The sequence below is a fragment of the Streptomyces sp. NPDC047108 genome, from assembly GCF_040643575.1.
Taxonomy (GTDB): Bacteria; Actinomycetota; Actinomycetes; order Streptomycetales; family Streptomycetaceae; genus Streptomyces.
On sequence record NZ_JBEYUP010000015.1, the window covers coordinates 137,423 to 162,175 of the forward strand.

The 24,753-nt window shown below is 72.4% G+C and carries 16 protein-coding genes and 1 pseudogene; 9 read left to right on the top strand and 8 right to left on the bottom strand.

Translation table 11 applies throughout. The features are described 5' to 3' along the window. Positions 1-45: 45 nt before the first annotated feature. Together ABZ822_RS25025 and ABZ822_RS25030 are read right to left on the bottom strand one after the other, a co-directional pair. Positions 46-2,466, bottom strand: a complete 2,421-nt coding sequence (locus ABZ822_RS25025; RefSeq protein ID WP_360858382.1) for a SpoIIE family protein phosphatase — start codon at positions 2,464-2,466, stop codon at positions 46-48. Positions 2,467-2,729: 263 nt separating this feature from the next. Next, positions 2,730-3,470, bottom strand: a complete 741-nt coding sequence (locus tag ABZ822_RS25030; RefSeq protein WP_360858385.1) for a PAS domain S-box protein — start codon at positions 3,468-3,470, stop codon at positions 2,730-2,732. 295 nt (positions 3,471-3,765) lie between these two features. Here ABZ822_RS25030 and ABZ822_RS25035 point away from each other — a divergent pair. From ABZ822_RS25035 to ABZ822_RS25065, 7 genes and pseudogenes are all read left to right on the top strand, one after another. After that, positions 3,766-7,052: pseudogene (locus ABZ822_RS25035) on the top strand (cytochrome P450). Positions 7,053-7,327: 275 nt separating this feature from the next. After that, entirely contained in the window at positions 7,328-7,792 is a 465-nt protein-coding gene (locus ABZ822_RS25040) for a hypothetical protein (protein ID WP_360858388.1), read from the top strand. Between the two features lie 321 nt (positions 7,793-8,113). Continuing rightward, positions 8,114-8,497, top strand: a complete 384-nt coding sequence (locus ABZ822_RS25045; RefSeq protein WP_360858391.1) for a hypothetical protein — start codon at positions 8,114-8,116, stop codon at positions 8,495-8,497. 421 nt (positions 8,498-8,918) lie between these two features. Next, a complete protein-coding gene (locus ABZ822_RS25050; protein WP_360858393.1) occupies positions 8,919-9,752 on the top strand; it encodes a metalloregulator ArsR/SmtB family transcription factor in 834 nt (277 codons plus the stop codon). 62 nt (positions 9,753-9,814) lie between these two features. Further along, the gene (locus tag ABZ822_RS25055; RefSeq protein ID WP_360858455.1) at positions 9,815-10,270 is read left to right on the top strand and encodes a PaaI family thioesterase; all 456 of its coding nucleotides are present in this window, start codon (positions 9,815-9,817) and stop codon (positions 10,268-10,270) included. 451 nt (positions 10,271-10,721) lie between these two features. After that, on the top strand, positions 10,722-12,149 hold the full coding sequence (rox, locus tag ABZ822_RS25060) for a rifampin monooxygenase (protein ID WP_360858396.1): 1,428 nt from the start codon (positions 10,722-10,724) through the stop codon (positions 12,147-12,149). Positions 12,150-12,276: 127 nt separating this feature from the next. After that, the gene (locus ABZ822_RS25065) at positions 12,277-13,161 is read left to right on the top strand and encodes a GNAT family N-acetyltransferase (RefSeq protein WP_360858399.1); all 885 of its coding nucleotides are present in this window, start codon (positions 12,277-12,279) and stop codon (positions 13,159-13,161) included. A 113-nt stretch (positions 13,162-13,274) separates the two neighbouring features. Here the strand turns inward: ABZ822_RS25065 and ABZ822_RS25070 are convergent, their stop codons facing one another. The 3 genes from ABZ822_RS25070 to ABZ822_RS25080 form a co-directional block, all read right to left on the bottom strand. Further along, the gene (locus ABZ822_RS25070) at positions 13,275-14,531 is read right to left on the bottom strand and encodes a cytochrome P450 (protein ID WP_360858402.1); all 1,257 of its coding nucleotides are present in this window, start codon (positions 14,529-14,531) and stop codon (positions 13,275-13,277) included. Positions 14,532-14,781: 250 nt separating this feature from the next. After that, entirely contained in the window at positions 14,782-15,330 is a 549-nt protein-coding gene (locus ABZ822_RS25075) for a hypothetical protein (RefSeq protein WP_360858405.1), read from the bottom strand. A gap of 461 nt (positions 15,331-15,791) precedes the next feature. Next, positions 15,792-17,366, bottom strand: a complete 1,575-nt coding sequence (locus ABZ822_RS25080; protein ID WP_360858408.1) for a hypothetical protein — start codon at positions 17,364-17,366, stop codon at positions 15,792-15,794. 420 nt (positions 17,367-17,786) lie between these two features. Between ABZ822_RS25080 and ABZ822_RS25085 the strand changes: the two genes are divergently transcribed. Further along, positions 17,787-19,610 carry a serine/threonine-protein kinase gene (locus ABZ822_RS25085; protein ID WP_360858411.1) on the top strand — a complete coding sequence of 608 codons (1,824 nt, stop codon included), beginning with the start codon at positions 17,787-17,789 and terminating at the stop codon, positions 19,608-19,610. A 128-nt stretch (positions 19,611-19,738) separates the two neighbouring features. Next, positions 19,739-20,326, top strand: coding sequence for a hypothetical protein (locus ABZ822_RS25090; RefSeq protein WP_360858414.1), 588 nt, complete (start codon positions 19,739-19,741; stop codon positions 20,324-20,326). 252 nt (positions 20,327-20,578) lie between these two features. Here ABZ822_RS25090 and ABZ822_RS25095 read toward each other — a convergent pair whose 3' ends face one another. The 3 genes from ABZ822_RS25095 to ABZ822_RS25105 form a co-directional block, all read right to left on the bottom strand. After that, positions 20,579-21,424 (bottom strand): hypothetical protein, encoded by an 846-nt coding sequence (locus ABZ822_RS25095; protein ID WP_360858417.1) that lies wholly within the window; start codon positions 21,422-21,424, stop codon positions 20,579-20,581. Continuing rightward, on the bottom strand, positions 21,409-23,364 hold the full coding sequence (locus ABZ822_RS25100) for a protein kinase (protein WP_360858420.1): 1,956 nt from the start codon (positions 23,362-23,364) through the stop codon (positions 21,409-21,411). Before ABZ822_RS25100 ends, ABZ822_RS25095 begins: the two co-directional genes overlap by 16 nt. A gap of 233 nt (positions 23,365-23,597) precedes the next feature. Further along, positions 23,598-24,551 carry a hypothetical protein gene (locus tag ABZ822_RS25105; protein WP_360858423.1) on the bottom strand — a complete coding sequence of 318 codons (954 nt, stop codon included), beginning with the start codon at positions 24,549-24,551 and terminating at the stop codon, positions 23,598-23,600. Positions 24,552-24,753 lie beyond the last annotated feature (202 nt).

Sequence of the window (24,753 nt, forward strand, 5' to 3'; positions counted from 1 at the left end):
GCACCGGAGGCGTTGAGTGCTCCGCGCACGTCGGGTCCGGGCGGTTCACTCCTCCACGAGGAGTTGCTCGCACCAGATCGTCTTGCCCACGCGCGAATGGCGCGTGCCCCAGCGCTGCGTGAGCTGGGCGACCAGGAGGAGCCCGCGCCCTCCCTCGTCGGAGAGGCGTGCGCGGCGCATGTGCGGGGCCGTGCTGCTGGCGTCGGACACCTCGCAGATGAGCGTGGTGTCCCGCAACAGCCGGAGCTGGATGGGGCCTTGGGCGTGCCGGATGGCGTTGGTGACCAGCTCGCTGGCCACCAGCTCGGTGATCGGGGCCGCGCTCTCCAGCCCCCACGCGGCCAGTTGGTCGATGGCCCAGGACCGTGCGTACCCCACCGACTCGGGCTCTGGCGGCACGTCGAGGACCGCGACCTTGTCCGAACCCAGGGTCCGCAGATGGGCGATGAGGAGGGCGACGTCGTCGGCCGGGGGACGGGTCGGCAGCAGGTCGTCGAGCACGGCCTCGCACCGCGCGCTCAGCGACGCCGCGGGCTTCTCGAACGCCCGGCGCAGGCGGTCCAGCCCCTCGTCGATGCCCTGCTCCCGGTAGTCGAGCAGCCCGTTGGTGTAGAGGGCGAGCAGGCTGTCCTCGGGCAGGATCACGTCGGCCGACTCGAACGGCAGATGGCCGAGCCCGAGCGGGGGCCCGGCCGGCAGCTGGAGGATCTCCACCGCGCCGTCCGGGTGGACGACGGCCGGGGGCGGATGTCCGGCGCGGGCGATGGAGCACACCTGGGAGACGGGGTCGTAGACGGCATAGGTACAGGTGGCGCCCAGGTCGGTGGCCTGGGTGTCGACGAGTTCGTCCTCGGTGGCGAGGCGGATCACCAAGTCGTCCAGATGGGTGAGGAGTTCGTCCGGGGGGAGGTCGACGTCGGCGAGTGTGCGCACGGCCGTACGGAGACGCCCCATCGTCGCGGCGGCGTGGATCCCGTGCCCCACGACATCGCCCACGACGAGGGCGACGCGCTTCCCCGACAGGGGAATCACGTCGAACCAGTCGCCCCCGACCCCGGAGCGCCCCCCGGCCGGGAGATAGCGCGACTCGACCTCGACCGCCGTCTGCGTGGGGAGCTGCTGCGGCAGGAGGGTCTGCTGCAGGGTCAGGGCGGCGGTGTGCTCACGCATGAACCGGCGTGCGTTGTCCAGGCATACGGCGGCGCGCGCCACCAACTCCTCCGCCAGCAGCCGGTCGTCGTCGCTGAAGGGCACCTTGGACCGCTTGAGGAAGAGCGTGACGCCCAAGGTCGTACCGCGCGCGCGGATCGGAACACCCATGATCGCCTGGAAGCCGGACTGGGCGAACCCCACCGTGCGTACGGGGTCGTCGGCCAGCCAGGCCTGCGTGGCCGGGTCCTCCACGAGCTGCAGCACGGAACGGCCGGTGGCCATGCAGCGCACCGGAGCCGACTGGGCCGGGTAGACGTCCACGTCCCCCGGCTGCAACAGGGCTTCCGGGGCACCGGGGTTGACGGACTCGTTCGCCACACGCCGCAGGGCCACGCCCCCGGTGAAGGGACCTGGCTCCTCGCCTTGCAGCAGGGTCTCGAGCAGATCCACATGGACCCAGTCGGCCAGCCGGGGAACGGCCATCTCCGCGAGCTCCTGGGCGGTACGCGTGACGTCCAAGGTGCTGCCGATGTGCGTACTGGCCTCGTTCAGCAGGTTCAGCCGCTCACGGCCGCGGACCTGTTCGGTGATGTCCATGACCGTCGCACAGATGCCGAGCATCCGTCCGGTGCGGTCCTGGAGCGGGGAGGCCGCGGCCGAGAAGACCAGGTCGTGGTCGGGGCCGGCCGGCATACGGCCGCGCATCTCCCCGGAGTAGGCGGGCTCGCCGGTCTCCAGAACGCGCCGCATGCGCCGCTCCCAGACCACGGCGTCGGGGCCGGACAGGATCTCGGGCAGGCGCTTCCCCAGCCGGTCGACCTCGGATACGCCGGTGAGCCGCGCCATCGCCTTGTTCTGGCGCACGCACCGCAGGTCCGTGTCGTAGACCGTCATCGCGACCGGCGAACGCCGGTAGAGCCAGTCCAGCATGGCCTGCTCCTCCCCCAGGAGCAGGAAGTTCCCGGGCAGTGCAGCGGTCACGAGCCACTGGCGCTGCGTGCTGCCGTCGGGGAGGAAGCGGTAGCCCTGGGCCGCCAGGTGCAGAAGGCGACCGCTGATGTGGCGTGCGGTCACCTCGCCGACCCAGTCGTCCTGGTCCCGTGGCGGTGTCCAGAAGGGCGGTTCGTTGCCCGGGAGGAAGAGGTCGGCCGCGGGCCGCCCGACGACCTGCCGCCCGGCGTGGCCGAGGAGCCGCTGCGCGTCAGGGCTCCAGCCGGTGACGACCCCGTCCTCACCGACCATGAACGTGGCCCAGCGCGTCAAGTCCACGCCACGCGATTCCCGGCCGTGGAGAAGGGCGTCCTCGGTGTTCATACCGCCCTGCCTCGGTCCGATGGGAACCCGGATGGCCTGCACATCACTGGGCTGATCACCCAGCCCTCACGCCTTCAGCATGCTCTCCGAACAGGTCCGGTTCAAATGGACGGAAAAGCCGTGAACCGCTCTTTCGGGGCCGCATGCGCCCGCAGCGTCAGCCGCCCTGGTCCCGGGGTATCCCGCGCCCCCCTCTTCTCACTCACCGTGGCCGTGCCATGACCATCAGCAGGGGCGGCATCGAACGGCCGGAGCGGTCGCGGTCAGGCGTCGGCCGGTCCCGGTGCAGGCGGCCAGGCGCCCGGCGACAGGACACCGAGGGCATACGCCTTGGCCACGAGCGCCGTACGGTTCGGGGTCCGCCAGCGTCGCGACAGCCGGGTGACGTGGTAATTCACCCCGTCCACGGTCAGGCCCATCGCCTTCGCGATGGCGGCGGTGGTGAGTCCCGCCGCGGCCAGGGCCAGCACGCGGCGCCCCACCGGCCCGACCTCTCCGTCCTCTCGGAGCGGGCCGTCCTGTTCCCCCGCCTCGCGCGGCGCGGCATCGACGGAGCGGAGCACCACGAGCAGCGCGGGCACCGCGTGGCTGCCCTCGCTGACGGGATCGACGGTCAGCTCGCCGTGCCGATCCTCTCCCCCGGACGTCCAGCCAACCGCCAGCGGGTAGCGCGAGCGACGCCCCACCCGGAGCGCTTCGGCGATCCGCTCCAGCTGGGCCGAGGCCCGCGGGTGGAAGAGTTCCAGGACGTTACGGCCGGTGAGTCGCCCGGCGGGGCGGCCCCACTCGGCGCCCAGCGCCGGATTGGCCAGCAGGATCTCGCCGTCCGTCCGGCACAGGGCCATGGCCAGTGGCATGCGGTCGAACAGCATGAGGAAGCGGTTGCGCCAGGCGATGGCCTCGTCGCAGCGGGCCCGCCCCGGCTCCTGCTCGTCGGTGGCGTCGGCTCTCAGGTCGGCCGCGGCCCTCCGCGGTTCGTCCGGCGAGTCCGCACACTCCGCCACAGCGTCGTTCCTCCGCTCCCGGTCCGTCACGCCGCCTCCGCGCGAACGGCGCGGCCCGGCTGCCCGTCCACGATCGCCCAGGGTCCGGTGCGCAGTCCGGCGTCCGCCGCGCAAGCCCCTGCCGCGGGGAACCGCTACACGTTCCTGCAGTCGGCGCACACGGAACCGTACGCCACCAGGGACAGGGTGGAGTCAGGCGCCCTCGGGCCGCCCGCACCGCACACGTGACGACGCGGTGCGGGGTGGCTCCGCCGCGCGCCGCCTCATCGAGCCCCCACCGGAAGAAGTACTGGTGATGACGACCGACACGACAGTCCTCCCGCACCTCGACGACATCCCCGTCGTGGACATCTCCCGGACCGGTCCCACGAGCAAGCCGCTGCAGCAGGCCATGGATCTGGCCCGCCGTCACGGTCCGGTGTTCCGCCGCCGGTTGCACGGACCGGAGACCCTCTTCGTCAGCTCGCTCGACCTCGTCACGGACCTGTCGGACGAGACCAGGTTCACCAAGTACGTGGGCCCGGCGCTGGAGAACGTCCGTGAGATGACGGCGGACGGGCTTTTCACCGCGTACAACGACGAGCCCAACTGGGCCAAGGCGCATGACGTGTTGATGCCGGCCTTCGCGCTCGGCTCCATGCGCTCCTACCATCCGGTGATGCTGCGCGTGGCCCGGCGCCTCGTCGGCTCGTGGGACGCGGCCGCGGCCGAGGGACTGCCGGTGCACGTGCCCGACGACATGACGCGGATGACGCTCGACACCATCGGACTGGCCGGATTCGGCTACGACTTCGAGTCGTTCTCGCGGGCCGAGGCACACCCGTTCGTCGCGGCGATGGTCCGCTGCCTGGAGTGGGCCATGACCCGGCTGGGCCGGGCTCCGGACGGCGACTACGGCGTGCAGGACGCGGCGTTCCGGGTGGACGCCGACCATATCGCCGGTGTGGTCGACGAGGTCATCGGCGCACGGACCGCCGGCGGCGCCCGCGGAGGAAACGGCGGCCCCGGGGGTGACGATCTGCTCGGGCTCATGCTCGGCGCCCCGCACCCCTCCGACGGCACAACACTCGACCTGGCCAACATCCGCAACCAGGTCATCACGTTCCTCATCGCCGGTCACGAGACGACCTCGGGCGCGCTCTCGTTCGCGCTGTACCACCTGCTGAAGGACCCGACGGTGCTCCGGCTCGTCCAGCGGGAGGTGGACGAACTGTGGGGCGACGAGACCGACCCCGACCCGTCGTTCGAGGACGTCGGGCGGCTGCGGTACACCCGCCAGGTGGTCGCCGAGGCGCTGCGCCTGTGGCCGACGGCGGCGGCGTTCGGCCGTGAGGCACGCGAGGACGTCCTCCTCGGAGGGCGCATCCCACTGCGCGCGGGTGAACCAGCGATCGTGCTGACCCCGATGCTGCACCGGGATCCGGTCTGGGGGCCCAACCCGGAGCTGTTCGACCCCTCGCGCTTCGCGCCCGAGGCGGAGGCTGCGCGGTCCCCGCACGCGTACAAGCCCTTCGGTACGGGTGAACGGGCCTGCATCGGGCGGCAGTTCGCCCTGCACGAGGCGGTCATGCTGCTGGGTCTGCTGGTGCACCGGTACCGCCTGCTCGACCACACCGACTACCGGTTGGAGATCAAGGAGACGCTGACGCTGAAGCCGGACGGCCTGACCGTGCTGCTCGCCCCGCGGACCCCGGCCGACCGGGCCGCCGACCGCACGGCGCTCCCGGAGCGTCGTACCGCACAGGCCCGCAGGCCGGGCGGCGACACGGCACCGGACGCCGCGGGAGCCGGGGACAGCACGCCGCCCGCACGGATCGCGCCGGGTACGGACCTGCTGCTCCTGCACGGGTCCAACTACGGAACCTGCCGCGGCTTCGCGCGCCAACTCGCCGACGAGGCCGAGGAGCTCGGCTTCCGCCCGCCGGTCACCGCACCCCTGGACGGCCACGCGGGCCGGCTGCCCACCGACCGTGCCGTGGTGATCGTGGCGGCGTCCTACAACGGCCGGCCCACGGACGACGCGGTGGCCTTCGCCGAGTGGCTGGAGACGGCGGAGCCCGGCACGGCGGAGGGGGTCACCTACGCGGTGCTGGGAGTCGGGGACCGCAACTGGGCCGCCACGTACCAGCGCGTGCCCACACTCATCGACGAACGCCTCGCGGAACTGGGCGGCACCCGCCTCATCGAGCGCGGGGCGGCGGACGCGTCCGGTGATCTGACGGGCGCGGTCGGCGAGTTCACCGACCGGCTCTCGCGCGCACTTCTCGAGCGGTACGGCAGCGGGGAGACGGCGAGTGCGGGCGGGGCGCCCGCAGGTGCGGGGGCCGACTCCACGCGCCGGGGCACCGAACCCGCCTTCACCGTGCGCGAGTTGACCGGCGGACCGCTCGACTCCCTGGCCGCGCGCCACGGCATGGTCGAGATGACGGTGACCGAGGCGCGCCCGCTCACCGCCCCCGGGTACCCGCGGCTCAAGCAGTTCCTGCGGCTCGCCCTCCCCGAGGGCGTCTCGTACCGCACCGCCGACCACCTGACGGTCCTGCCGGTCAACGATCCGGGTGTGGTGGAGCGCGCAGCGACGGCGTTCGGCGCCGACCTGGACACGGTCCTCGACATCCGCGCGGGCCGCCCGGCCCGCAGCGCGCTGCCTCTCGACCGGCCCGTGACCGTACGGACCCTGCTCGGCCACTTCACCGAACTCCAGGACCGGCCGACGGCTGGGCAGTTGGCCCGGCTCGCCAGGATCAACCCCTGCCCGCCGGAGCGCATCGCGCTGCAGGCGCTGGCCGACGATCCGGAGGCGCGGGACGCCGATCCGCGCACGCTGCTGGACGTCGTCGAGGACCATCCCGCGCTGCGCGAGGTCCTGACCTGGCCGGTGCTGCTGGACCTGCTGCGCCCCGCCGCCCCCGGCACTACTCGATCTCCTCCTCGCCGGCCGTCGACCCCCGCCACGCGGAGCTGATGGTCTCGCTGCTGCGTGCCCCTGCGCGTTCGGGGCGCGGTGAGTTCACGGGTACGGGGTCGGGGTTCCTGGCCTCGCTGAAGCCGGGCGACACCGTGCAGGCCAGGATCCAGCCGTGCCGGGAGGCGTTCCGGGTGGTGGAGGACGAGGGCACTCCCCTGATCCTGGTCTCGGCCGGTACGGGGCTGGCGCCCTTCCGGGGAGCGGTCTCCGACCGGCGGATGCGAGCGGTGCGGGGAGAACAACTGGCGCCCGCGCTCTGCTACTTCGGCTGCGACGACCCTGAGGGCGACTTCCTGCACGCGGACGAACTGCGGGACGCGGACGCCCTGGGCGCCGTCTCGCTGCGTCCGGTGTTCAGCGCACGGCCGGATCAGGGCCACCGGTTCGTCCAGCACCGCATCGAGGCCGAGGGCGAGGAGGTGTGGTCGCTGCTGGAACGTGGCGCGCGGGTGTACGTGTGCGGAGACGGGGCGCACATGGCTCCCGGGGTGCGCGCGGCGTTCGTCGCGCTCTGCACGGCACGGACGGGCGCTTCGCCCGAGGCCGCGACGGAGTGGCTGGACGGCTTGATCGCGGACGGACGGTACGTGGAGGACGTCTACACGGCGGGATGAACCCCGGCCCCTGGACGGGGGCGTGAAGGAACCGGACGGCCGGGCCCAGCGGCCCGGCCGTCCGGCACTGGGCACTCGGCACTCGGCACTCTCGGCACTGGGCACTCTCGGCGCTCGAGAGCCGTGCCGGAGCGTGACGCTTCGGCCGTCCCGCAGCGGGGCCTTGGAGTATGTGCTGCTCACGCCCGTCGACGCGGCGCCGTGCTCTGATGACCCGCAGCCGGACATTCCAGACGCAGGCGCATACCGCCGCGTCATTCATACAGGGGGGCCAATTGTCCAGAAAACTCAGGGCGAGAGCCATCGGCGGCGCTGCCGCGGCACTCGTCGCGCTCGGCGGCACCGTGCTCTTCGCCACTCCTTCACAGGCCGCGGAGTCGAGCACCACGGCGACGGTGTGGGACTACGTCAACGGCTGCAACTACACGGTGAGCGCGTGGAGTTCGTACGACGGCGGGGGTGAGGTCCTGAACGCGGTCACGGACGCCACGGCCACGTCGTCGAGCTGTGCGTCGAAGTTCAACGGCGGCAGTGTGACGGCCCAGATCGTGTGCGACAACGCATCGTCGATCAACCTCAAGTACCCGATGAGGACGGCCGTCGCCTGGCGCCCGTACGGTGCCACGTCGTGCTACGCCCGCTTCCGCTACAGCCCGACGGGCTTCCCGGGCACATGGGGCACCGAGTACCGCATCGGCTGGTGGCCGTCCTTCGGCTGGCAGAGCCCGTACGCGGCCTGACCCGCAGCACCGCGATTCGCACCGTGGTGCGGTCAGGCTCGTACGTGGCGCCCGGTCCGTACGCGACCTGACCCCCGTACGCGACCCGGCGCCGATCACACCGAGGGCCCGTCCAGCGGCAGGACGGGCCCTCGGTGCCGTTCCGCCCCCCGCCGCCCCGCTGCCGATGCGGCGGGTTCCGCCGCGATCGGTTCCGCCTCGTCCCGGCGTCCGGGAGAGCCGCGTTGTCAGTGGGCGGGGCTAGCGTTCTGTCCCATCGGCCCGCCGGTATCGGGCCGTGATGAGACCGCGCAGCAGGAGCAGCAGGAGGGGGAGTCCGCGGTGCACTGGACGGGGTGGGTCGTCGTGGCCCTGGTTGCGATCGTCGGCGGATGGATGCTGTTCGACGGCATCCACGCGCTGGTCACCGGTGACTACGTGACGCCCGGCAGCGGGGAGCACGCGGGGCAACTCGGCCCGTGGGCGCAGGCGGTGTCGGGGGCGGGGCTCGAACCGCGGTCACTGCCGGTCAAGCTGGTCTTCGTCGGCTACGCGAGCGTGTATCTGGCGGCGGGTGCCGCGTACGGAGCGAGTGTCCAGGGGGCCTGGTGGGCCGTCCTGGTGCTCGCCGTGCTCGGCCTCTGGTATCTGCCGTTCGGCACGGTGGCCGGGCTCGCGGTCATAGCCCTGCTGCTCACGCCGTCGCTGCGGACGGCGGCCCCGTAGACGGGCCTTCCAGACACCGGGCGGATATCGCTCCCAAGGAAGGGATCATCGCCCAGCCCCTTGGCCCGGGCGAGACCCGCATACCGTCCGGGACCGGTCCGGGCGGCACCTCCGCACCGCAGCAGCAGTCGGCGCCTTACGGCGAACGCCTCGCGTGCGGAGACCTACCCAGCGGAAGGTGCCGCTCACGATCACCGGCGCGCCGGCGAGTAGCACCGGCCCCGCATCGGTTCACGCCACCGGAACGCCGCTGCGGCGGCGCAGGTCGACGCGGCGGCGCAGGCGGTGCGGCCTTGCGCACGTCCGCCCGCAGGTCGTCGCGTGTGTCCAGGGGTCCGTGGGTTCCCTCCTTGACGTGCAGCCATCTGGCTGCCTATCGTGCAGTCATGCAGCCGGATGGCTGCATGACAGAGGTGACGAGATGGACGAGGTGTTCAAGGCGCTGGCCGATGCCAGCCGACGGAGGCTGCTGGACAGCCTGAACGCCCGCAACGGGCAGAGCCTGCGGGAGCTGTGCGCCGGACTCGACATGGCCCGGCAGTCCGTCAGCAAGCACCTGGCCGTTCTGGAGGCGGCGAACCTGGTGACGACCGTCCGGCGCGGCAGGGAGAAGCTGCATTACCTCAATGCCGCGCCGATCAACGCCATCACGGACCGCTGGATCCACCGGTACGACCGGGAGCGCGTGCGCGCGCTCGCCGACCTGAAGACGGCATTGGAGCGAGAACCCATGGAATCCACACCCGAGTTCGTCTACACCACCTACATCCACACCACTCCGGAGCGGCTCTGGCAGGCACTGACCGATCCGGCCTTCACCCGCCGTTACTGGGGGGTGGCCTTCGAGACCGACTGGAAGCCCGGCTCGCCGATGGTCTGGGACGAGCGGGGGGCCAGGACCGAGGACCCGGGTCAGGTCGTCCTCGAAGCGGACCCGCCCCGCCGGCTGTCCTACACCTGGCACACCTTCAGCCCTCAGTGGGCGGAGACTTTCGAGGTCGGCGACGAGTTGCTGGCGAAGATCGCCGCCGAGCAGCGGTCGAAGGTGACCTTCGAGATCGAACCGGTCGGCGAGATGGTCAAACTGACCGTCGTGCACGACGGATTCGCGCCCGGCAGCACGGTCGTGGAGATGGTCGGCGAAGGCTGGCCCTCGCTGCTCTCCAGCCTCAAGACGCTGCTGGAGACCGGCGATCCCCTGCCGGAACCGGCACCGGAACCGGAGTCGGAGCCCGTGCGGCAGCGCCACCCGTAGGGCGAGCCCGGTGCCACTCCCAGGACGGGATCAGCGTCCAGATGTCCACCGAAAGAGAGCACATGGACGACCGGGCACAGCAGGAACGGGCCACCCCCGAGACAGAGGCGCGCATCCGGAGCAGCTTCGACCGCCAGGGCCTGATGCGTCATCTGGGTGCGCGCATCACGCAGGTCGGCCCTGGTCGCGTCCACATCGTCCTGCCGAGCCGCCCCGAAGTGACCCAGCAGCACGGGTACTTCCACGCCGGGGCCACCAGCGCCATCGCGGACAGCGCCGGCGGCTACGCCGCGTTCACACTGTTTCCCGAGGACACGGATGTGCTCACCGTCGAGTACAAGATCAATCTCCTCGCGCCCGCCGTCGGCGACCACATCGAGGCCGTGGGCACGGTCCTCAAGTCCGGACGGACCTTGACCGTGTGCCAGTTGGAGGTGTTCGGCGTGCGGGACGGCCATCGGAAGCTCGTCGCGAACGGCCAGCAGACCTTGATCCGTGTGAACGTCCCCGTTCCATGACGCCTGCCCCGGGCCGCGGGACTCCGCCGCACACCCACCCGTGACGTGCCGGGCCCGCTCGACCGGCCCCGACGGACGCGGGACACCGCCGCATCGCGAGGAAGACATCGCCGCAGTGCGAGGAATGAGCCCGACGCGGCGCACAAGAAAAGGCAAGGAGTTCCGTCTCCTTGCCACTCTCAACGTATAGCGCACCGGGGGACTTGCGGCAAGGCCCGGGTCCTGCCGCACAATCGTCGACCGAGGCCGGAACCTGCAGAGTTGTGCGAGTCGCGACATCTGTTCGGCTTTGTCGGCGTATGGGTTGCCCCAGGACGTCGAACCGCCGGACCGGCTCGCCCTGCGGTTGCCGGGAACTCCGCGCGGTGGTGCGGGTGGCGCGGAAGCGTGCCGCAGGACCGCGCGGAGCCGGCCGGCCGACATTCCATCGCGCTGAACGACGGGGAACTCGATGATCGACGTGATCGTGGTCGGCGGCGGACCGACCGGACTGATGCTGGCGGCCGAGTTGCGGCTGCACGGCGTACACGCGCTCGTACTGGAGAAGCTGACCGAGCCGACCGTGCACTCCCGCGCCCTGGGCCTGCATGTACGCAGCGTCGAGGTGATGGACCAGCGCGGCCTGCTCGACCGGTTCCTCGCTGCCGGAAAACGGTTCTCGGTCGGGGGCCTGTTCGGCGGCATCACCAAGCCCTGGCCGGACGGGATGGACACCGCTCACCCGTACGGCCTCGCCATCCCGCAGGCGGTCACCGAGCGCCTGCTGACCGAGCACGCCACGGAACTCGGCACCGAACTCCGCCGCGGATGCGAACTGGTCGGGCTGAGCCAGGACGAGTACGGGGTGAGCGCCGAGCTGGCCGACGGCACCCGGCTGCGGGCCCGCTACCTCGTCGGCTGCGACGGCGGCCGGAGCCGGGTGCGCGCGCTGCTCGGCGTCGGCTTCCCCGGTGAGCCCTCCAGGACCGAGACGCTGCTGGGCGACATGGAGGTGACCGACGACCCGGCGACGCTGGCCGCGGTGACGGCCGAAACCCGCAAGACGCATCTGCGGTTCGGCGCCATGCCGCTCGGGGACGGGGTGTACCGCGTCATCGTGCCCGCCGAAGGGGTGGCCGAGGACCGCGCGACCGCGCCGACCTTCGACGAGTTCAAGCAGCGGTTGCGGGCGGTCGGCGGCACCGACTTCGGCGTGCACTCACCGCGATGGTTGTCCCGGTTCGGTGACGCCACCCGGCAGGCCGAGCGCTACCGGGTCGGGCGGGTGCTGCTGGCCGGCGACGCGGCGCACATCCACCCGCCGACCGGAGGGCAGGGGCTCAACCTCGGTATCCAGGACGCGTTCAACCTGGGCTGGAAACTGGCCGCCGAGGTGAGCGGACGGGCGCCGCACGGGCTGCTCGACAGCTACCACACCGAGCGGCACCCGGTGGCCGCCCGCGTACTGGACAACACCTGCGCGCAGAGCGCGTTGCTGGTCCCCGATCCCGGTGCCCGTGCGCTGCAGCGCCTGCTGTCGGAGCTGATGGACTTCCCGGACGTCAACCGGTACGTGACGGAGATGATCACGGCGATCGGGGTCCGTTACGACCTCGGCGACGGCCCTGACCTGCTCGGCAAGCGGATGCGCGACATCGCCCTGAAGCAGGGGCGCCTCTACGCGTTGCTGCACCGCGGTCGCGGACTGCTCCTGGACCGGACCGGCCGCCTCTCGGTCACCGGATGGGCCGACCGGATCGACCACGTCGTCGACGACAGCGACGAACTGGAGGTGCCCGCCGTGCTGCTGCGGCCGGACGGCCATGTGGCCTGGGCCGGGGAGGATCAGGCGGATCTGGCCGGCCAGGCGCAACGGTGGTTCGGCGCGCCCGCCGCCTGACCTCGCTGACCTCGCACCACACCTCATCGGCCAACTCACCCCCGCTCGCCCGGTCTTGCCGCGCGCCGCACCGCGTCGGCCGGAAACCGGGTGCGGACGGTCGGTTCGGTGGTGTGTGATCGGGCGTATGGCGATCGCGTTGGGCATGCCGGGAGTCGACGGGCTGAGCGAAGCGGTGGGCGTGCTGCGGGAGTGGCAGGACGACGGCGGGCCGATGCAACTCCATCCGGGAGACCTGGGCTGGTTCTGGCGGTCCGGCGCGGAAGCCACCGCCGCGGCGGTCAGGACGTGGAGCCGGGACGGACGGATTCTCGCTGTCGGGCTGCTGGACGGTCCCCGGCTGCTGCGGCTGACGACCGCGCCGGACGCTCGGCGGGACGAGGAGCTGGCGCGGCAAGTGGCCGACGACGCGGCCGATCCCGAGCGCGGTGTGCTGCCCGAGGGACAGGTGAACGTCGAAGCGCCGACGGGTGCACTGGTCCAAGATCTGCTGGTCGAGAACGGCTGGAACGCCGACGAGCCGTGGACACCGCTGCGCCGCGACCTCACGGGGCCGGTGAAGGACCTGAAGGACCTCAAGGACCCGGGCGTACGGATCGAGGTGATCGGACCCGAGCGGGCGCACGCGTACGTAGCCGTACATCGCGCGGCCTTCGACGGGTCGACGTTCACGGACGACCGCTGGCACGCGATGGCAGCCGGTTCTCCGTTCGCCGACGCCCGGTGTCTGGTCGCGTACGACGACCGGGGCGACGCGGTGGCGGCGGTGGCCGTGTGGTCGGCCGGTCCGGGCAGGCCCGGGTTGCTCGAGCCGATGGGCGTGCACCGGGAACATCGTCGTCACGGCTACGGCGTGGCGATCACCGTCGCCGCGGCGGCCGCGCTCCGGGAGCTGGGCTCGTCGAGCGCGATCGTCTGCACCCCGAGCTCCAATGTCGGCGCCGTCGCCACCTACACGTCAGCCGGTTTCCGGCAACGCCCGGAAGTCCGCGATCTCCGCCGGGATGCCTAGCGCCTGGTCTCCTCGGTCACGAGCGGGGCCGGATGAGCGGGACCGGATGAGCCGGGCCGGATGAGCGGGACCGGATGAGCGGGACCGACGCGCCCCGGCTTATCGCACGCGGCTCACAAGGTGACCGGCAGAGCGCTGAGACTGCGGACGCGCAGCGATTCCGTCCACCGCAGTCTGCTCGCTGGGACGGCCGCCGCCAGGGCCGGGAAGCGGTGGATCAGGGCGCTCACGGCGACGCTGTTCTCCAGGCGGGCGAGGGACGCCCCCGGGCAGTAGTGGGCGCCGTGGCCGAACGAGAGGTGGCCCTTGCTGTCCGGACGGGTGGGATCGAAGACCTCGGGCATCGCGAAGCGCTCGGGGTCGCGGTTGGCCGAACCCCAGGAGAGCCATATGCGTTCACCCGCCCGTGCGGTCGTCGACCCGAGTGAGAGGTCCTGCCGGGCGAAGCGCCGGGACGCCAGCATCGTCGGACCGTTCCAGCGCAGCGCCTCCTCCGTCACCGCGTCCATGCCCAGGGCGCCCATGCGGAGGGCGGCGAGGTGCTCGGGGTGGGTGAGCAGCGCCAGCACCGTGGTGGCGATCAGCGTCGCGGAGTTGCTGTAGCCGCCGAAGAGCAGGAGGAAGGCCATGGCGACGAGTTCGTCCTCGCTCAGCCGATCCCCGTCGTCACGCGCCTCGACGAGCGCCGACAGCAGATCTTCCCCGGGGCGGCGGCGCTTGAGCGCGACGAGCCCGGTGAGGTAGTCGTGCATGCTCCGCATGGCCTCGCGCGAGTGCAACGCGGCGTCGGACGCCGGGGAGTTGAGCGTGTCCGTCCAGGCCCGGAAGTCGGGCCGGTCCTCGTCGGGGACGCCCAGCAGATCGCAGATCACCGCCATGGACAGCGGCATGGCGAGATCCGCGACGACGTCCGCACTGCCCCGGGGCTCCATCCGGCCGAGCAGTTCGTCGGTCACCCGCTGTACGGAGTCACGCAGTCGCTCCATGCGGCGCGGGGTGAAAGCCGTGGCCACCAGCCGACGGAGCCGGGTGTGCTCGGGCGCATCGGTGTTGAGCAGATGGGCGTCGAGTTCGGGAGGCATGGACGAGCCGTGCTGACCGGTGGTGGCCGCATGGCATTTGCTGAGCGACAGCCCCGGATCCACGGTGGCGGCGCGGACTTCGCGGTATCCGGTGACGAGCAGGACCGGCGCCCCGTCGGGAGTCACCGCCCGGTGGACGGGGGCCGTGGCGTTCAGTTGCGCGTATGCGTCGTGGGGGTCCGTGACGAAGGGTCCGTCGAGGACGATCGGATCCTGGGGCTCCGTCACATGGTCTCCCTTGTCGTCGCGCTGCGCGGCGCACGCCTGCTGCGTGCGCCGACCGGTCATGGTTTCAGCATATGCGGCCCCTTTCCGACCGGTTGACGCCGGTCGGAAAGGGGCCGGATGGGGGCCGGAACACGGGACCTGGCGAGCGCGGGACGCGTTAGCGGTCGGCCTCGGGGAGCGGGGGAAGGTCGGCGTGGCGGACGGCGAAGCCGCCTTCTGCGACGGGGGCGAACGGGGCGAGAGCCATGCAGGTGCCCGTACGTACGGGGACGGGATCGCCTTGGTCGTCCACGTCCTGGTTCGCGACGCCCTAGGAGAACCCGAAGCGGTCCCGGCCGCCCCGGTCGCCGTGCGCACCCGCGGACCCGTCGAGGACGCCGAACCCGAGGCGCTGACCGAGGGTGTCCTCGAGGCGGGGGTCGTTGACCTTGGTGACGACAGCCGTGAACGTCGCCACGCCGTCCCCCGTCACCAGACAGTCGACGGCCGCTTCGGACGCCAGTGTCTCGCCGGTCGCCGCGACCCGGTGCGACCAGCGGAGCGTGCCGCGCGCGTCGGTCGGCAGGCCGTGCCTCGGCTCCTTCCCCGCGGGAGCGGGGCGGGAGAACGGGGCGGCCGTAGCGTCGACGGTGAAACGGATGCGGTCGTCGGGCGCGTAGGCGTACGCGATCCGGCCGGATCCGTGGACCCGGGCGACCGCCGTTCCCCCGCTCTTGGCAGGTGCATCGGCCCCGACGACGGTGCCGTGCGCGGTGGGGCGGACGGTCGTGGCGGAGGCAGCGGTCAGCGAGACCAGGAGGACGCAGGCGGGACCGGCGGTGACGCTGATCCGGGAGGCGGCGGCGACGCGTCGGAACATGGTGAACTCCAGGAGACATCAGCCCTGTTGAGCAGGGTGCGGAAGGAAGGTTCGGTGCTTCCATCCTCGGCGCGGCGCCGTCACCGGACCATCTGCCGATCGGCAGAGATCCGTTCGCGAATCGCCGTTCACACTCTGCCGTTCGGCGGATGCCCAGGACGACGGCAGGTCCGGGGCCGCCGCGGCGCCCGCCCCGGCCGGCCACCGCACCGATGACCGCTCCCACCGCGCAGGCCGCAGGGACGGTGACGTACGCACTCGTCCCCTCGGCGGCCACGACGGTGACCACGACCGCGAAAGCCACGGCAACAGCAACGAGGACGTCGAGAACCCCGGGTCGGGGGAGGCGAGTTGAGGCCACGTCCTGAGCCTACGAGCGTACGGTGGCCGGCCCGCCCGTGCCGCCTCGTCACTCGGCACGGGCGTACTGCCTCACCCTTCCGCCGGGACGTACCGCCCCGTCACGCGGGCCGGCGCCTCCGGAGCTTCAGCGCTCCCCAGGCCAGGGCACCGAGAACGGCCACCGCGCCCACGACGTACGAGGCCACCAGATCGCCCCGCCCACCGCCGGCCGCCCGGTCGGCACCGTCCGCAGCGGGCCCGGCCTCTCCGTTCTCGGCGTCGCCCCGCCCACCGCACGCCGCCGCGTCCGCCGCGGACCCCTCGGCCTTGCCCGGGACGGACACGCGGATCGGCGCGGCGTTGTTGGCCGGTTTTCCGTCGCGCGACAGGAACTGCCGGTCGCCGACGATCTCGACCTTCCCTTCGGCGCCTTCGACCCGTTTCTCGACGCAGAACTCGATGGGCATCGTGTCGGAGTCGCCGGGCCCGAAGTTCTCGCCGATCGGGCAGGTGTAGGAACGGGCCCCGGACCGGGCCGGGTTGCAGGGCCAGGGCTCCTCCTCTTCCTCCTCCGGATCCGGTTCGTGCACCAGGCGGGTGCCTTCCGGCGGAGTGATCCGGTACGCCAGCCCGTCGGTGTTCTCGTAGCCCTCGGTGTCCATGTCGCCCGGTCCCGCGTTGCGCGCGCCCAGGTCGACCGTGACCCGCTCCCCCAGACTCCCCTTGAGGGCCGCGCCGACCGCCTGCAGATCGGCCCGCGTCGTGGTGCGGACATCGGTGTTCGTCCCGATGTCCTCGTAGTCGGACAGGCGCGCGCCGGAGACCGGGCGGAGGGTGACCTCGGGTCCGCTCCCCCGCTTCGTGAAGCGGGCCTTTGCCTCCGGGTCGTCGGCCCACGGCGACGCCTGACCGGACGCCCACGGGGTCGCCAGGATCATCCCCTGCATCAGGGTGCCGGAGACTCCGAAGGACAGCGGGGCGGAGAACTCGTAGGCCCTGCCCGGCTCGACGACCGTGTCGAACCAGCAGTAGAACTCCTGGCCGACCTCCGGGTGGGTGCTCTTGGCCGACGGATAGCGGCAGTTGCGGAAGGTCCGGTGGGGATCGAGGCCGGGATAGGGGGAGAGGGTCACGCCCACGCCCCGGGAGGGCTTCCTGCCCGGATTGGCCACGGCGGGCGTGTACTCGACGGTGGAGCCCGCCGCGACCCCGTCGATCCGGGGCTTCTTCCGGGCGGCCAGATGGGGCCCCCCGACCATGAGCCGTGTCGTGGACCGCGCGGTGGCGCCTCCGGCCGCGGTGGCGGAGTAACGAAGAGTCGCGGTCTCGCCCTCCCCCGCCCCTCGGGCCTTCTTGATCTTCAGTCCCCACACCTCGGTACGGCCCGGCCCGAGCGTGTCGTACGCGCACGAGAAGACGTAACTCCGGGCGGTCTCGCGGCACTTCTTGTCGGCACGCAGGTCCACGACACCCTTCGCGTCGCGCGCGTCGACCGTGAGCCGGACGTCCCGGGCGCCCGATGCCGTGCGCAGCCCGAGGAAGAAGTGCGTCTCGACGGTCATGGAGGGGCGGTGGGTGACGTAGTCGTCCACGGTGTCGAGCGTCAGGTCGCCCTCGCCCGCGTGTGCGGGTACGGCCGTGGCGGTGGCCAGCAGCGCGACCACGGCGGCCACGCCGCTCCCGATCCGGGTCATCGCCCTCATCGTTCCCCCCCCTGTCGCCGCGCGCCGGAGCCGGAGGCCGTCGCGGATGCCCTGACGGATGCCGTAGCGGCGGCACTTCACCGTGCGTCTCACCGCGCGTCGCCGCACCTCACGCCACGTCGCGGCACTTCACCGTAGGTCGGCGCGCGAGCCGCTGTCGATCACCGCCGCATCACGGAGCGGGGGCGGTACGGACACTCCGCGCCGGGGCGGGCCCGCATCGCGGTCGGCGGCCCCGCATCCGCACCGCCGGATGTCACGAACCGCACCCGTGAAGCCGGCCTCCGGCAGGCAGGCTGACCAGGGACGCCGGGGGGCGTGGCGACGCGCCGCACGCGGGCCCGAAGTGAGTAGCGGCTACCCACACGTTTGGTGGCTACGGCACCCCGCGGCCCCGTACGCTGACCAGCCATGAACACCAGGGGGGCCGGCAGACGGCTTGTCGACGGTCGATTCGAGCTGATCGCGCGGCTGGGCAGTGGGGGCATGGGGACCGTGTGGCGCGCCCTCGACACGGCGCTGCACCGGGAAGTGGCACTCAAAGAGGTCCGGCCACCCGACCCCGCACTGGCCGAGGCCGATCCGCATCTCGTCAGGACGGCACGTGAGCGCGTACTGCGGGAGGCGCGCGCGCTCGCGCGCCTGGACCACCCGCACGTGGTGACGATCCATCACATCGTCGAGCCCGCCGACGGTTCGCACCCCTGGCTGGTGATGGAGCTGGTACGGGGCGGTTGTCTGGCCGACCGCCTGGCCCAGGGCTCGCTCCCCACGTCCGAGGTACTGCGGCTCGGCCGCGGCGTCCTCTCCGCACTCCGCGCGGCCCATGCGGCAGGCATCCACCACCGGGACGTCAAACCCGCGAACGTCCTGCTGCGCACCGACGGCAGCCCCGTGCTCACGGACTTCGGCATCGCCGCGCTCCGTGAGTCGACCAGCCTGACGGCGACGGGCGACCTCATCGGCTCGCCCGAGTACATCGCCCCCGAGCGCATCCGGGGTGTGGAGGGCGATCCCGCATCGGACCTGTGGTCGCTCGGCATGCTGCTCTACGTCTGTGCCGAGGGGGCGCACCCGCTGCGCCGGGCGACGAGTCTCGCCACGCTCGTCGCCGTGCTCGACGAGCCCATCCCGCCGCCCGTACGGTCCGGCCCGCTGGCCCCCGTGCTCGCGGAGCTGCTCGTACGCGACGTCGCCGCCCGGCCCGACGCGGCACGCCTCGACATGCTGCTGGAGAACGCTCAGCAGGCCGCCGGCGCCGAAGAGGACGCGGTCCCCGGAGCCGGTGTGGGCTTCGCCGACGGCGCGGGCTTCACGAAGAGCATGAGCCTCACGCAGAGCGCGGGCCTCACGGACGGTTCGGGCACGCCCGACGGCGCCGGGTCAGGTGAGGTGCACGACGCGGTGCCGACGCCCTACCAGGTCCCGTACGTACCGGTGCAGCCGGTCCTGAGCACGCCGTCCGCCACCCCGCAGAACCCGTACGCCCGGCCTCCTTCGGACCAGGTGCTGCCCGGCGTCTTCGGCCCCGCACCCGGCCACGGCCCGCCCCCTGGGGCGCTGCCTCCACGCCGGAAGCCCCGCCGGCCGTTCGTCGCCGGCCTGGCGGCGGTCGCCGTCGCGGTCACGGTGACGACCGTCGTGGTCCTCATACCGCGCGAGGGCTCCGCGGGCGCCACCGACCGCAAGGAGCAACCGGCGGCGAGCGACACCTCCGGCGCGGCGAAGAAGCGTCCCTCCGAGACGGAGGGCGAGGAGACCGTGGTCGAGAAGCCGGTCGCGCCGGACCATGGGGGCGATCTCCTGACCCCGTCGGGCATGCGGGACGCGGTCAAGGCGTTCCGCTCGGCGTCGGGCCGCCGGGACGTCGTGGACCTGACGGTCTACCCCGAGTACGCGATGGCGTCCATCCCGTCGAAGTCCCGTTCCCGCGTGTACGACGAGTACGAGTTCCGGGAGGAGGTCGCGACGCGCACGGGGCCGGGGAGCACCCTGGACTCCGACGACGTGACGGTCGACCTCAGCAAGATCGACTGGGACATTCTGCCGAAGCTGATGAAGAAGGCCGAGAAGGAGCTGGGCGTCGCCAAGCCGACGAGCCGCTACGTCATCGTCGACACGGACATCATCTCGCACGTCGCCTCGCTGCGGATCTACCTCACGGACGACTACGGCGCCGCCTATCTCAGCGCGGACCTCAAGGGCCGCGTGCAGCGGATCTATCGGCGCGACTGACGGCCCGGCCGACGGCCGCCCCGGCCATGGACCGGTCCCCGGCCCCCGGCCCGTTCGACCGTGCACCGGCCTGCGATCATGAGGGCCTGCGATCATGGAGCGTCGTCCGAGGGCCGGGGGAAAGAACAGTGCATCTGGACGGGGTGGCGTTCACCTTGGCGCGCTCGGGGTCACCGAACCGGTACGTCCTGCGCGACCAGGTGTTCTCCTGGGCCGGGACCGTCAGCGGTCTGGGACACGTCGAGATGGTGTACCCGACCGAGAGATCCGACCACGGAGGTCTCTTCCTCGGGGCGTCCGTGACGGGCGTTGGCGTTCCGGCATCGTCGTACGGCGGCCGTGAGTACGGAGGCCGCCCCTCCCTGGCGGACGGCGAACTCGTTCTCGCGGGCAACCCCGCGCGCCTGTCGAGGAGTTCATGGGGGCTGACCCGGCGGGCACGCGCCCTGCGGATCCACGCGGGTGACCGGTCGTACGCCTACGCCGAGGTCCGTGACCGCCGCCGTCACGAACTGCGCCGCCCCGGCGCGTGCGTCAGGACGACCCGCTCGGCCCGGAGGAACCCGCGGACGATCGCGGGCTCCGTGCACGGCCTGGCGGACGGCGTCGACGTCGCGCTCGCGGTTCTGCTGGAGGGCGTCGACACGCGCAGCCTGTCCCTGCGGGGAGCGCTGCTGTCCGCGCCCGGACGTCTTCTCGTCCGGCTCGGCGACTGACTCGCCGTACGTCCCCCACCGCATCCGGTCGGCGCCCGGCGCATCCCTCCACCCCGTCCTCCGCCCCAGCCGTACGTCGCCCGGCACAGGCGAACAGCACACGGCACGCGACACACGGGCACACGGGCACACGGGCACACGGGGTCAGCCCGTCGGTTCAGAGACCGAGCGATGTGGCGACAGGTCGACAAGGCGACAGCACCTCTCGCCCCTGAACGGCGCGTCCCTGAACGCGTTCCGGCGGCGGCTCCCTCAGCGGTCCTTCTTCGTGCACCGGTAGACGAAGCCCACCGAGTCCCGGCCGCCCGGACCCGGCGAGGTGATCTCGAGGTCGGCCCGCGCCTTGAGCGTGCCCCGTCCGTCGAAGGACCAGCTCATCTCGACGACGGCGGTCCGCTGCCCGTCCTCCACGCTCTCCTTCCTCGGCGGGGACACGGTGCCGTCGCTGCGGCGCCAGCGGTAGGTGACGTCCCCCGCCTCCCCGTTGGTCCTGACGACGCCCCGGACGGTGGCCGTGCCGCCGCAGCCCACCTGTCCGGAGTCCACCGCCACCTCGACACCGGAGACGGACAACTCGGCCCGGTTCAGCGGCCAGCGCTCGACGGCCAGGAAACCGAGCAGCGCCAGGATCACGACGTACGGCGCCGCGATGCGCAGCCGTTCCCCGAGGCCACGACGGCGGGCCCGCTTGCGGCCGCGCTGCCGGGTCGCCGTGGCCTCCTCGGTGGGCACGCCGGGTCCGAAGCGCATCCGCGTCGCGTCGGGCGGCTGCGACTCCTGAGTGGCCCGTGCTCTGTCGGAGAACCGGAGCGTGGACACGGCCGTGCTGCCGACGCGTTCGGTGTCCGCCATGGACCGTTCGCGCTCGCGCTCGGGCGCGAGCCGGACGCGTTCCATTTCCACGGTCACGTCCAGGGAGGTGTCCGCCTCCAGGACCATGGGCGGGTCGCCCGGCTGCCAGGTGGTGTGGACGGGGTGCCCGCCCTGCCCCCACACCTGGGTGATGTGCCGTGTGGCCGCTTCGCTCCGTCCCCCGCCGTCCCCGCCGTGTCCGGCGCCGGGCCCGGTGCCCGCGGGGCCCTTCACCTCGGGAGGCATGCGTCGGTCCCGCCGGATCTGTACGGGCGGCCGGTCTCGGCGCCCGGGGTCGTGGAGGCGAGGACGCCGCGGAAGTCCGTGCAGTTGAGCGAGTCGAAGGAGTGCTCGGCATCGATCACATAGCTGGTCTTGCCGCTGAGGTAGAAGGTCTGGACGGCGCCGTCCGGTGACCCCGGGTCCGAGGCGGCGCTGCCACGGTAGGAGTCGTACCACGTGACCTTGAGCTGGACCGGTCCCGTCCCGTCCGTGCTGATCGTGAACCGGGCGGTCGACCTGGAGCCGTGTCCCGGCTGGAAGTCGGTGACGTACACCGACTCGACGGCCGCCGGGGCGGGCGCGCTCTCGGCCCCGGGTCCTTCGGGCTCGGAGGGGTCGGTGGAGGAGGCAGGCGTCTCCGGCCCCGGGTCGGCGGGTACGGTCGCGTCGCCGTCGGGCGTCTCGCCCGGGACGACCGTCACCTGTATCCCGTCGGGGGTCTTGCCTTCCGCCGACTCCTCGTCGTCCGGTGAGGCCGAAGGGCTGTGCGACGGCGAACCGGACTGCTCCGGCGTACTGCCGGGGGTCTTGTCCGGGTCGGCGTCGGCGCTGCCCGGCCGCGACGAGGCGTGGTTGTCGGTCGTGCCCGCGGCCTGGTCCGTGGTGCGCCGTCCGTCGCCAGGTCCCGCGAGGGAGACGACCGCGCCGAGCGCCACCACGGCGGAGCCCGCCGCGAGCGCGGCCCGGGCCTTGCGGCTGACAGGCCGGCGGATCACCGACGCGACGGAGCCGCCCGCGGCCGGTACCACCGCGGTGACCGCGTCGTCCGGCGGGCCCAGCGAGGTCGTCGCCGAGTCGGTGTCGTGAGAGGCGCCGCTGTCGCCGTCCGGCAGCAGATGGACGAGGGACACCAGGGCGGCGAGCGTACGGCGCCCGCGCTCCTCCCAGTCACGCCCGCTGAGCGAGCGGCCCACGGCCTCGACCGCCTCGACGAACTCCTCGGCGGTGGCGGGCCGGTCCCCGGGGAACTTCGCCATCCCGCGCAGGACGACGTCGTGCAGTTCCTCGCGGATCGCGGAGACGGGCACGGGCGAGCTGACGTGCTGGACGGCGAGTTCCGGCACGGTCACGCCGGGGAAGGGAGGGGTGCCGGTGAGGCACTCGAAGAAGGTGGCGGTCGCCGCGTAGACGTCGGCGCGGGGGGAGGCGGGGCGGCCCTCCCACTGCTCGGGCGCCATGTAGAGCGGGGTTCCGGCGGCCGGGACCTCCTCCCCCTGGCGTACGGCGATGCCGAAGTCGACGAGGACCGAGGAGCCTTCGGTGGTGACGAGGACGTTGCCCGGCTTGTAGTCGCGGTGGACGAGACCGCAGCGGTGCGCGGTCGCCAGGCCGAGCAGGGAGCCCTTGAGCACGGCGAGCGCGGCCTCGGGCGGCAGGGGTGCGTGCTTGCGCAGCAGCGTGCCGAGGTCGACCCCGTCGACGTACTCCATCACCAGCGCGACGCCGTCGGCGGTCTCCAGGTACTCGTAGAGCCCGGCGATGTGCGGGGAGTCGAAGGTCTCCAGGGTCCGGGCCTCGGCACGGAAGCGCATCAGCAGATCGGGATCCCGCCAGGTCTCGTCGCTCAGGTACTTGACGGCGACGGCGGTACCCGTCAGCTCGTGGACGGCCTGGACGACCCGGCCGGTGGTGCCCCGGCCCAGCGCCCGGACGGTCCGGTAACCGGGAACGGCCCATCCGGCGGCCCCCGTGACGGCTCCGGCGACGGCGTCCCAGCCGGCTGCCCCCTCCCAGCCGGCTGTCCCCTCCGCGCCGTCCCCGCCGGACGCATGGTGGCGTCCGGTCGCGCCTCCGTGTCCACTGCCCCCGTGTCCGTCGTGTCCGCCCGCAGGTCGGTTTTCGGCCCCGTTGCCACCTGCTGGTCCGACGGCGTCCTCGCCCCCGGCGTGGATCGGATCTGTCATTTTGTTATCCCCCAGCCGGCACGGATGCCGGCGCGTATTCATGTGTAGGAGGGGGAGAGCCGCCTGCGTGCATCGTCGCCCGGTCGGTGGCGCGATGGCCGGCACCCGGCGTGCCTTCGACTCTCCCCCGGAGGCGTCTTATCGTGGCTGGATCGGGCCCGCCTGCCATGAGTAACGACTACGCATATCGCGCCGGCGGGGTTTGAACTGCCGTACACGGTACGTGCGGTGAGTCACAACGCCATAGCGTCGGGTACGGAAATGTGTTTCACGTAGGCGTCGTCGCCGCTCGGCCAGTCGTTGTCCAGGCAGACCGCGTGCACCCACATGTGGCCGCCCGCCTGGGTCGCGTGGTTCTTCGGGTAGCCCACCACCAGGCCCTCGACCTCCAGATCGGGGGCATTGAGCCCGCAGGAGCCGAGGTACACGCCCGGTCCGCCGCCCGTCGCCGGCAGGGCGTATCCGCGTACGTCCTTGCTCGCGTCGGAGCTCAGGTAGAGGCGGCCCCGCGCGGAGAACGCACCGCCCTGGACGCGCCGGACCGCGTGTGGCAGTGCGACGGTGCGCACCAGGCGGAAGCCGTCCGCCGGGTCGTAGGCGTGCACCTGCGTGACCTCGGTGATGGGCTCGCCGGAGTCCCCGAACGCCGAGCTGTAGAGCAGCCCGTCGCGCGGGTTGACGGCGCACCACGGCATCGAGTTGCCCTGCGGGCGGGGCCCGCTGCCGCCGAGCGGCGCGATCCGCACGGTCGAGCGCTGGGCGCCGCTGATGGCGATCTCCCAGACCTTGGCAGGTTCGAGGGCGGCGAAGATCCGGTTGCGGGCGAAGTCGAACGAGATGTCGCCGAGGTGGTGGTCGCGCGCCGGGTTCCTGAGCATGCGGGTGCGCTGGGAGAAGTCGTGGGTGACGCGCCAGATGCCCTCCTGGCCGTCGTCGGAGTTGTTGGCGATGTACCAGTACTCCGTGCCGGCCGTGATGCCCTGCAGTTCCTCGCTGTAGTCCTCGTTGTCCCAGACGTGCTCGTTCTTCACGTACCACTGGGACATGAGCGGATCCGGGATCACCGCGTGACCGGATCCCGCGCCGGAGGCCGTGGCGGCGAGGGCGCCTCCGGTTCCCGCGGCCACGGCGACTGCTGCCGCGGCGCGCAACGCTCCGCGGCGGGTGATGACAGGGTTTCTTGGCACTGGTCTTCCTTCCTTCGGGGACCGGGTGCCGCACGCCCGGGCGGCCGTGCCGCACCTGATCGGGATCGTCGGTGACGTATGCGGTTGTGGAAGCGGCCCGCACGCGGCGGGCCGGGAGGCTCGGGTGACGCCGGCCGTCACGGCGATGCGGTGACGGCCGGCGGGGGCCGGGGCCCCCCCTCCGCCGTTCGTCCTGGTCGAG

What these genes read in the sequence shown, in the direction of transcription:
- ABZ822_RS25025 (WP_360858382.1), bottom strand. Translation starts at nt 2,466, where the DNA reads ATGAACACCGAGGACGCCCTTCTCCACGGCCGGGAATCGCGTGGCGTG.
- ABZ822_RS25050 (WP_360858393.1), top strand. Translation starts at nt 8,919, where the DNA reads ATGGACGAGGTGTTCAAGGCGCTGGCCGATGCCAGCCGACGGAGGCTG.
- ABZ822_RS25055 (WP_360858455.1), top strand. Translation starts at nt 9,815, where the DNA reads ATGGACGACCGGGCACAGCAGGAACGGGCCACCCCCGAGACAGAGGCG.
- rox (WP_360858396.1), top strand. Translation starts at nt 10,722, where the DNA reads ATGATCGACGTGATCGTGGTCGGCGGCGGACCGACCGGACTGATGCTG.
- ABZ822_RS25065 (WP_360858399.1), top strand. Translation starts at nt 12,277, where the DNA reads ATGGCGATCGCGTTGGGCATGCCGGGAGTCGACGGGCTGAGCGAAGCG.
- ABZ822_RS25070 (WP_360858402.1), bottom strand. Translation starts at nt 14,531, where the DNA reads ATGACCGGTCGGCGCACGCAGCAGGCGTGCGCCGCGCAGCGCGACGAC.
- ABZ822_RS25075 (WP_360858405.1), bottom strand. Translation starts at nt 15,330, where the DNA reads ATGTTCCGACGCGTCGCCGCCGCCTCCCGGATCAGCGTCACCGCCGGT.
- ABZ822_RS25080 (WP_360858408.1), bottom strand. Translation starts at nt 17,366, where the DNA reads ATGACCCGGATCGGGAGCGGCGTGGCCGCCGTGGTCGCGCTGCTGGCC.
- ABZ822_RS25085 (WP_360858411.1), top strand. Translation starts at nt 17,787, where the DNA reads ATGAACACCAGGGGGGCCGGCAGACGGCTTGTCGACGGTCGATTCGAG.
- ABZ822_RS25095 (WP_360858417.1), bottom strand. Translation starts at nt 21,424, where the DNA reads ATGCCTCCCGAGGTGAAGGGCCCCGCGGGCACCGGGCCCGGCGCCGGA.
- ABZ822_RS25100 (WP_360858420.1), bottom strand. Translation starts at nt 23,364, where the DNA reads ATGACAGATCCGATCCACGCCGGGGGCGAGGACGCCGTCGGACCAGCA.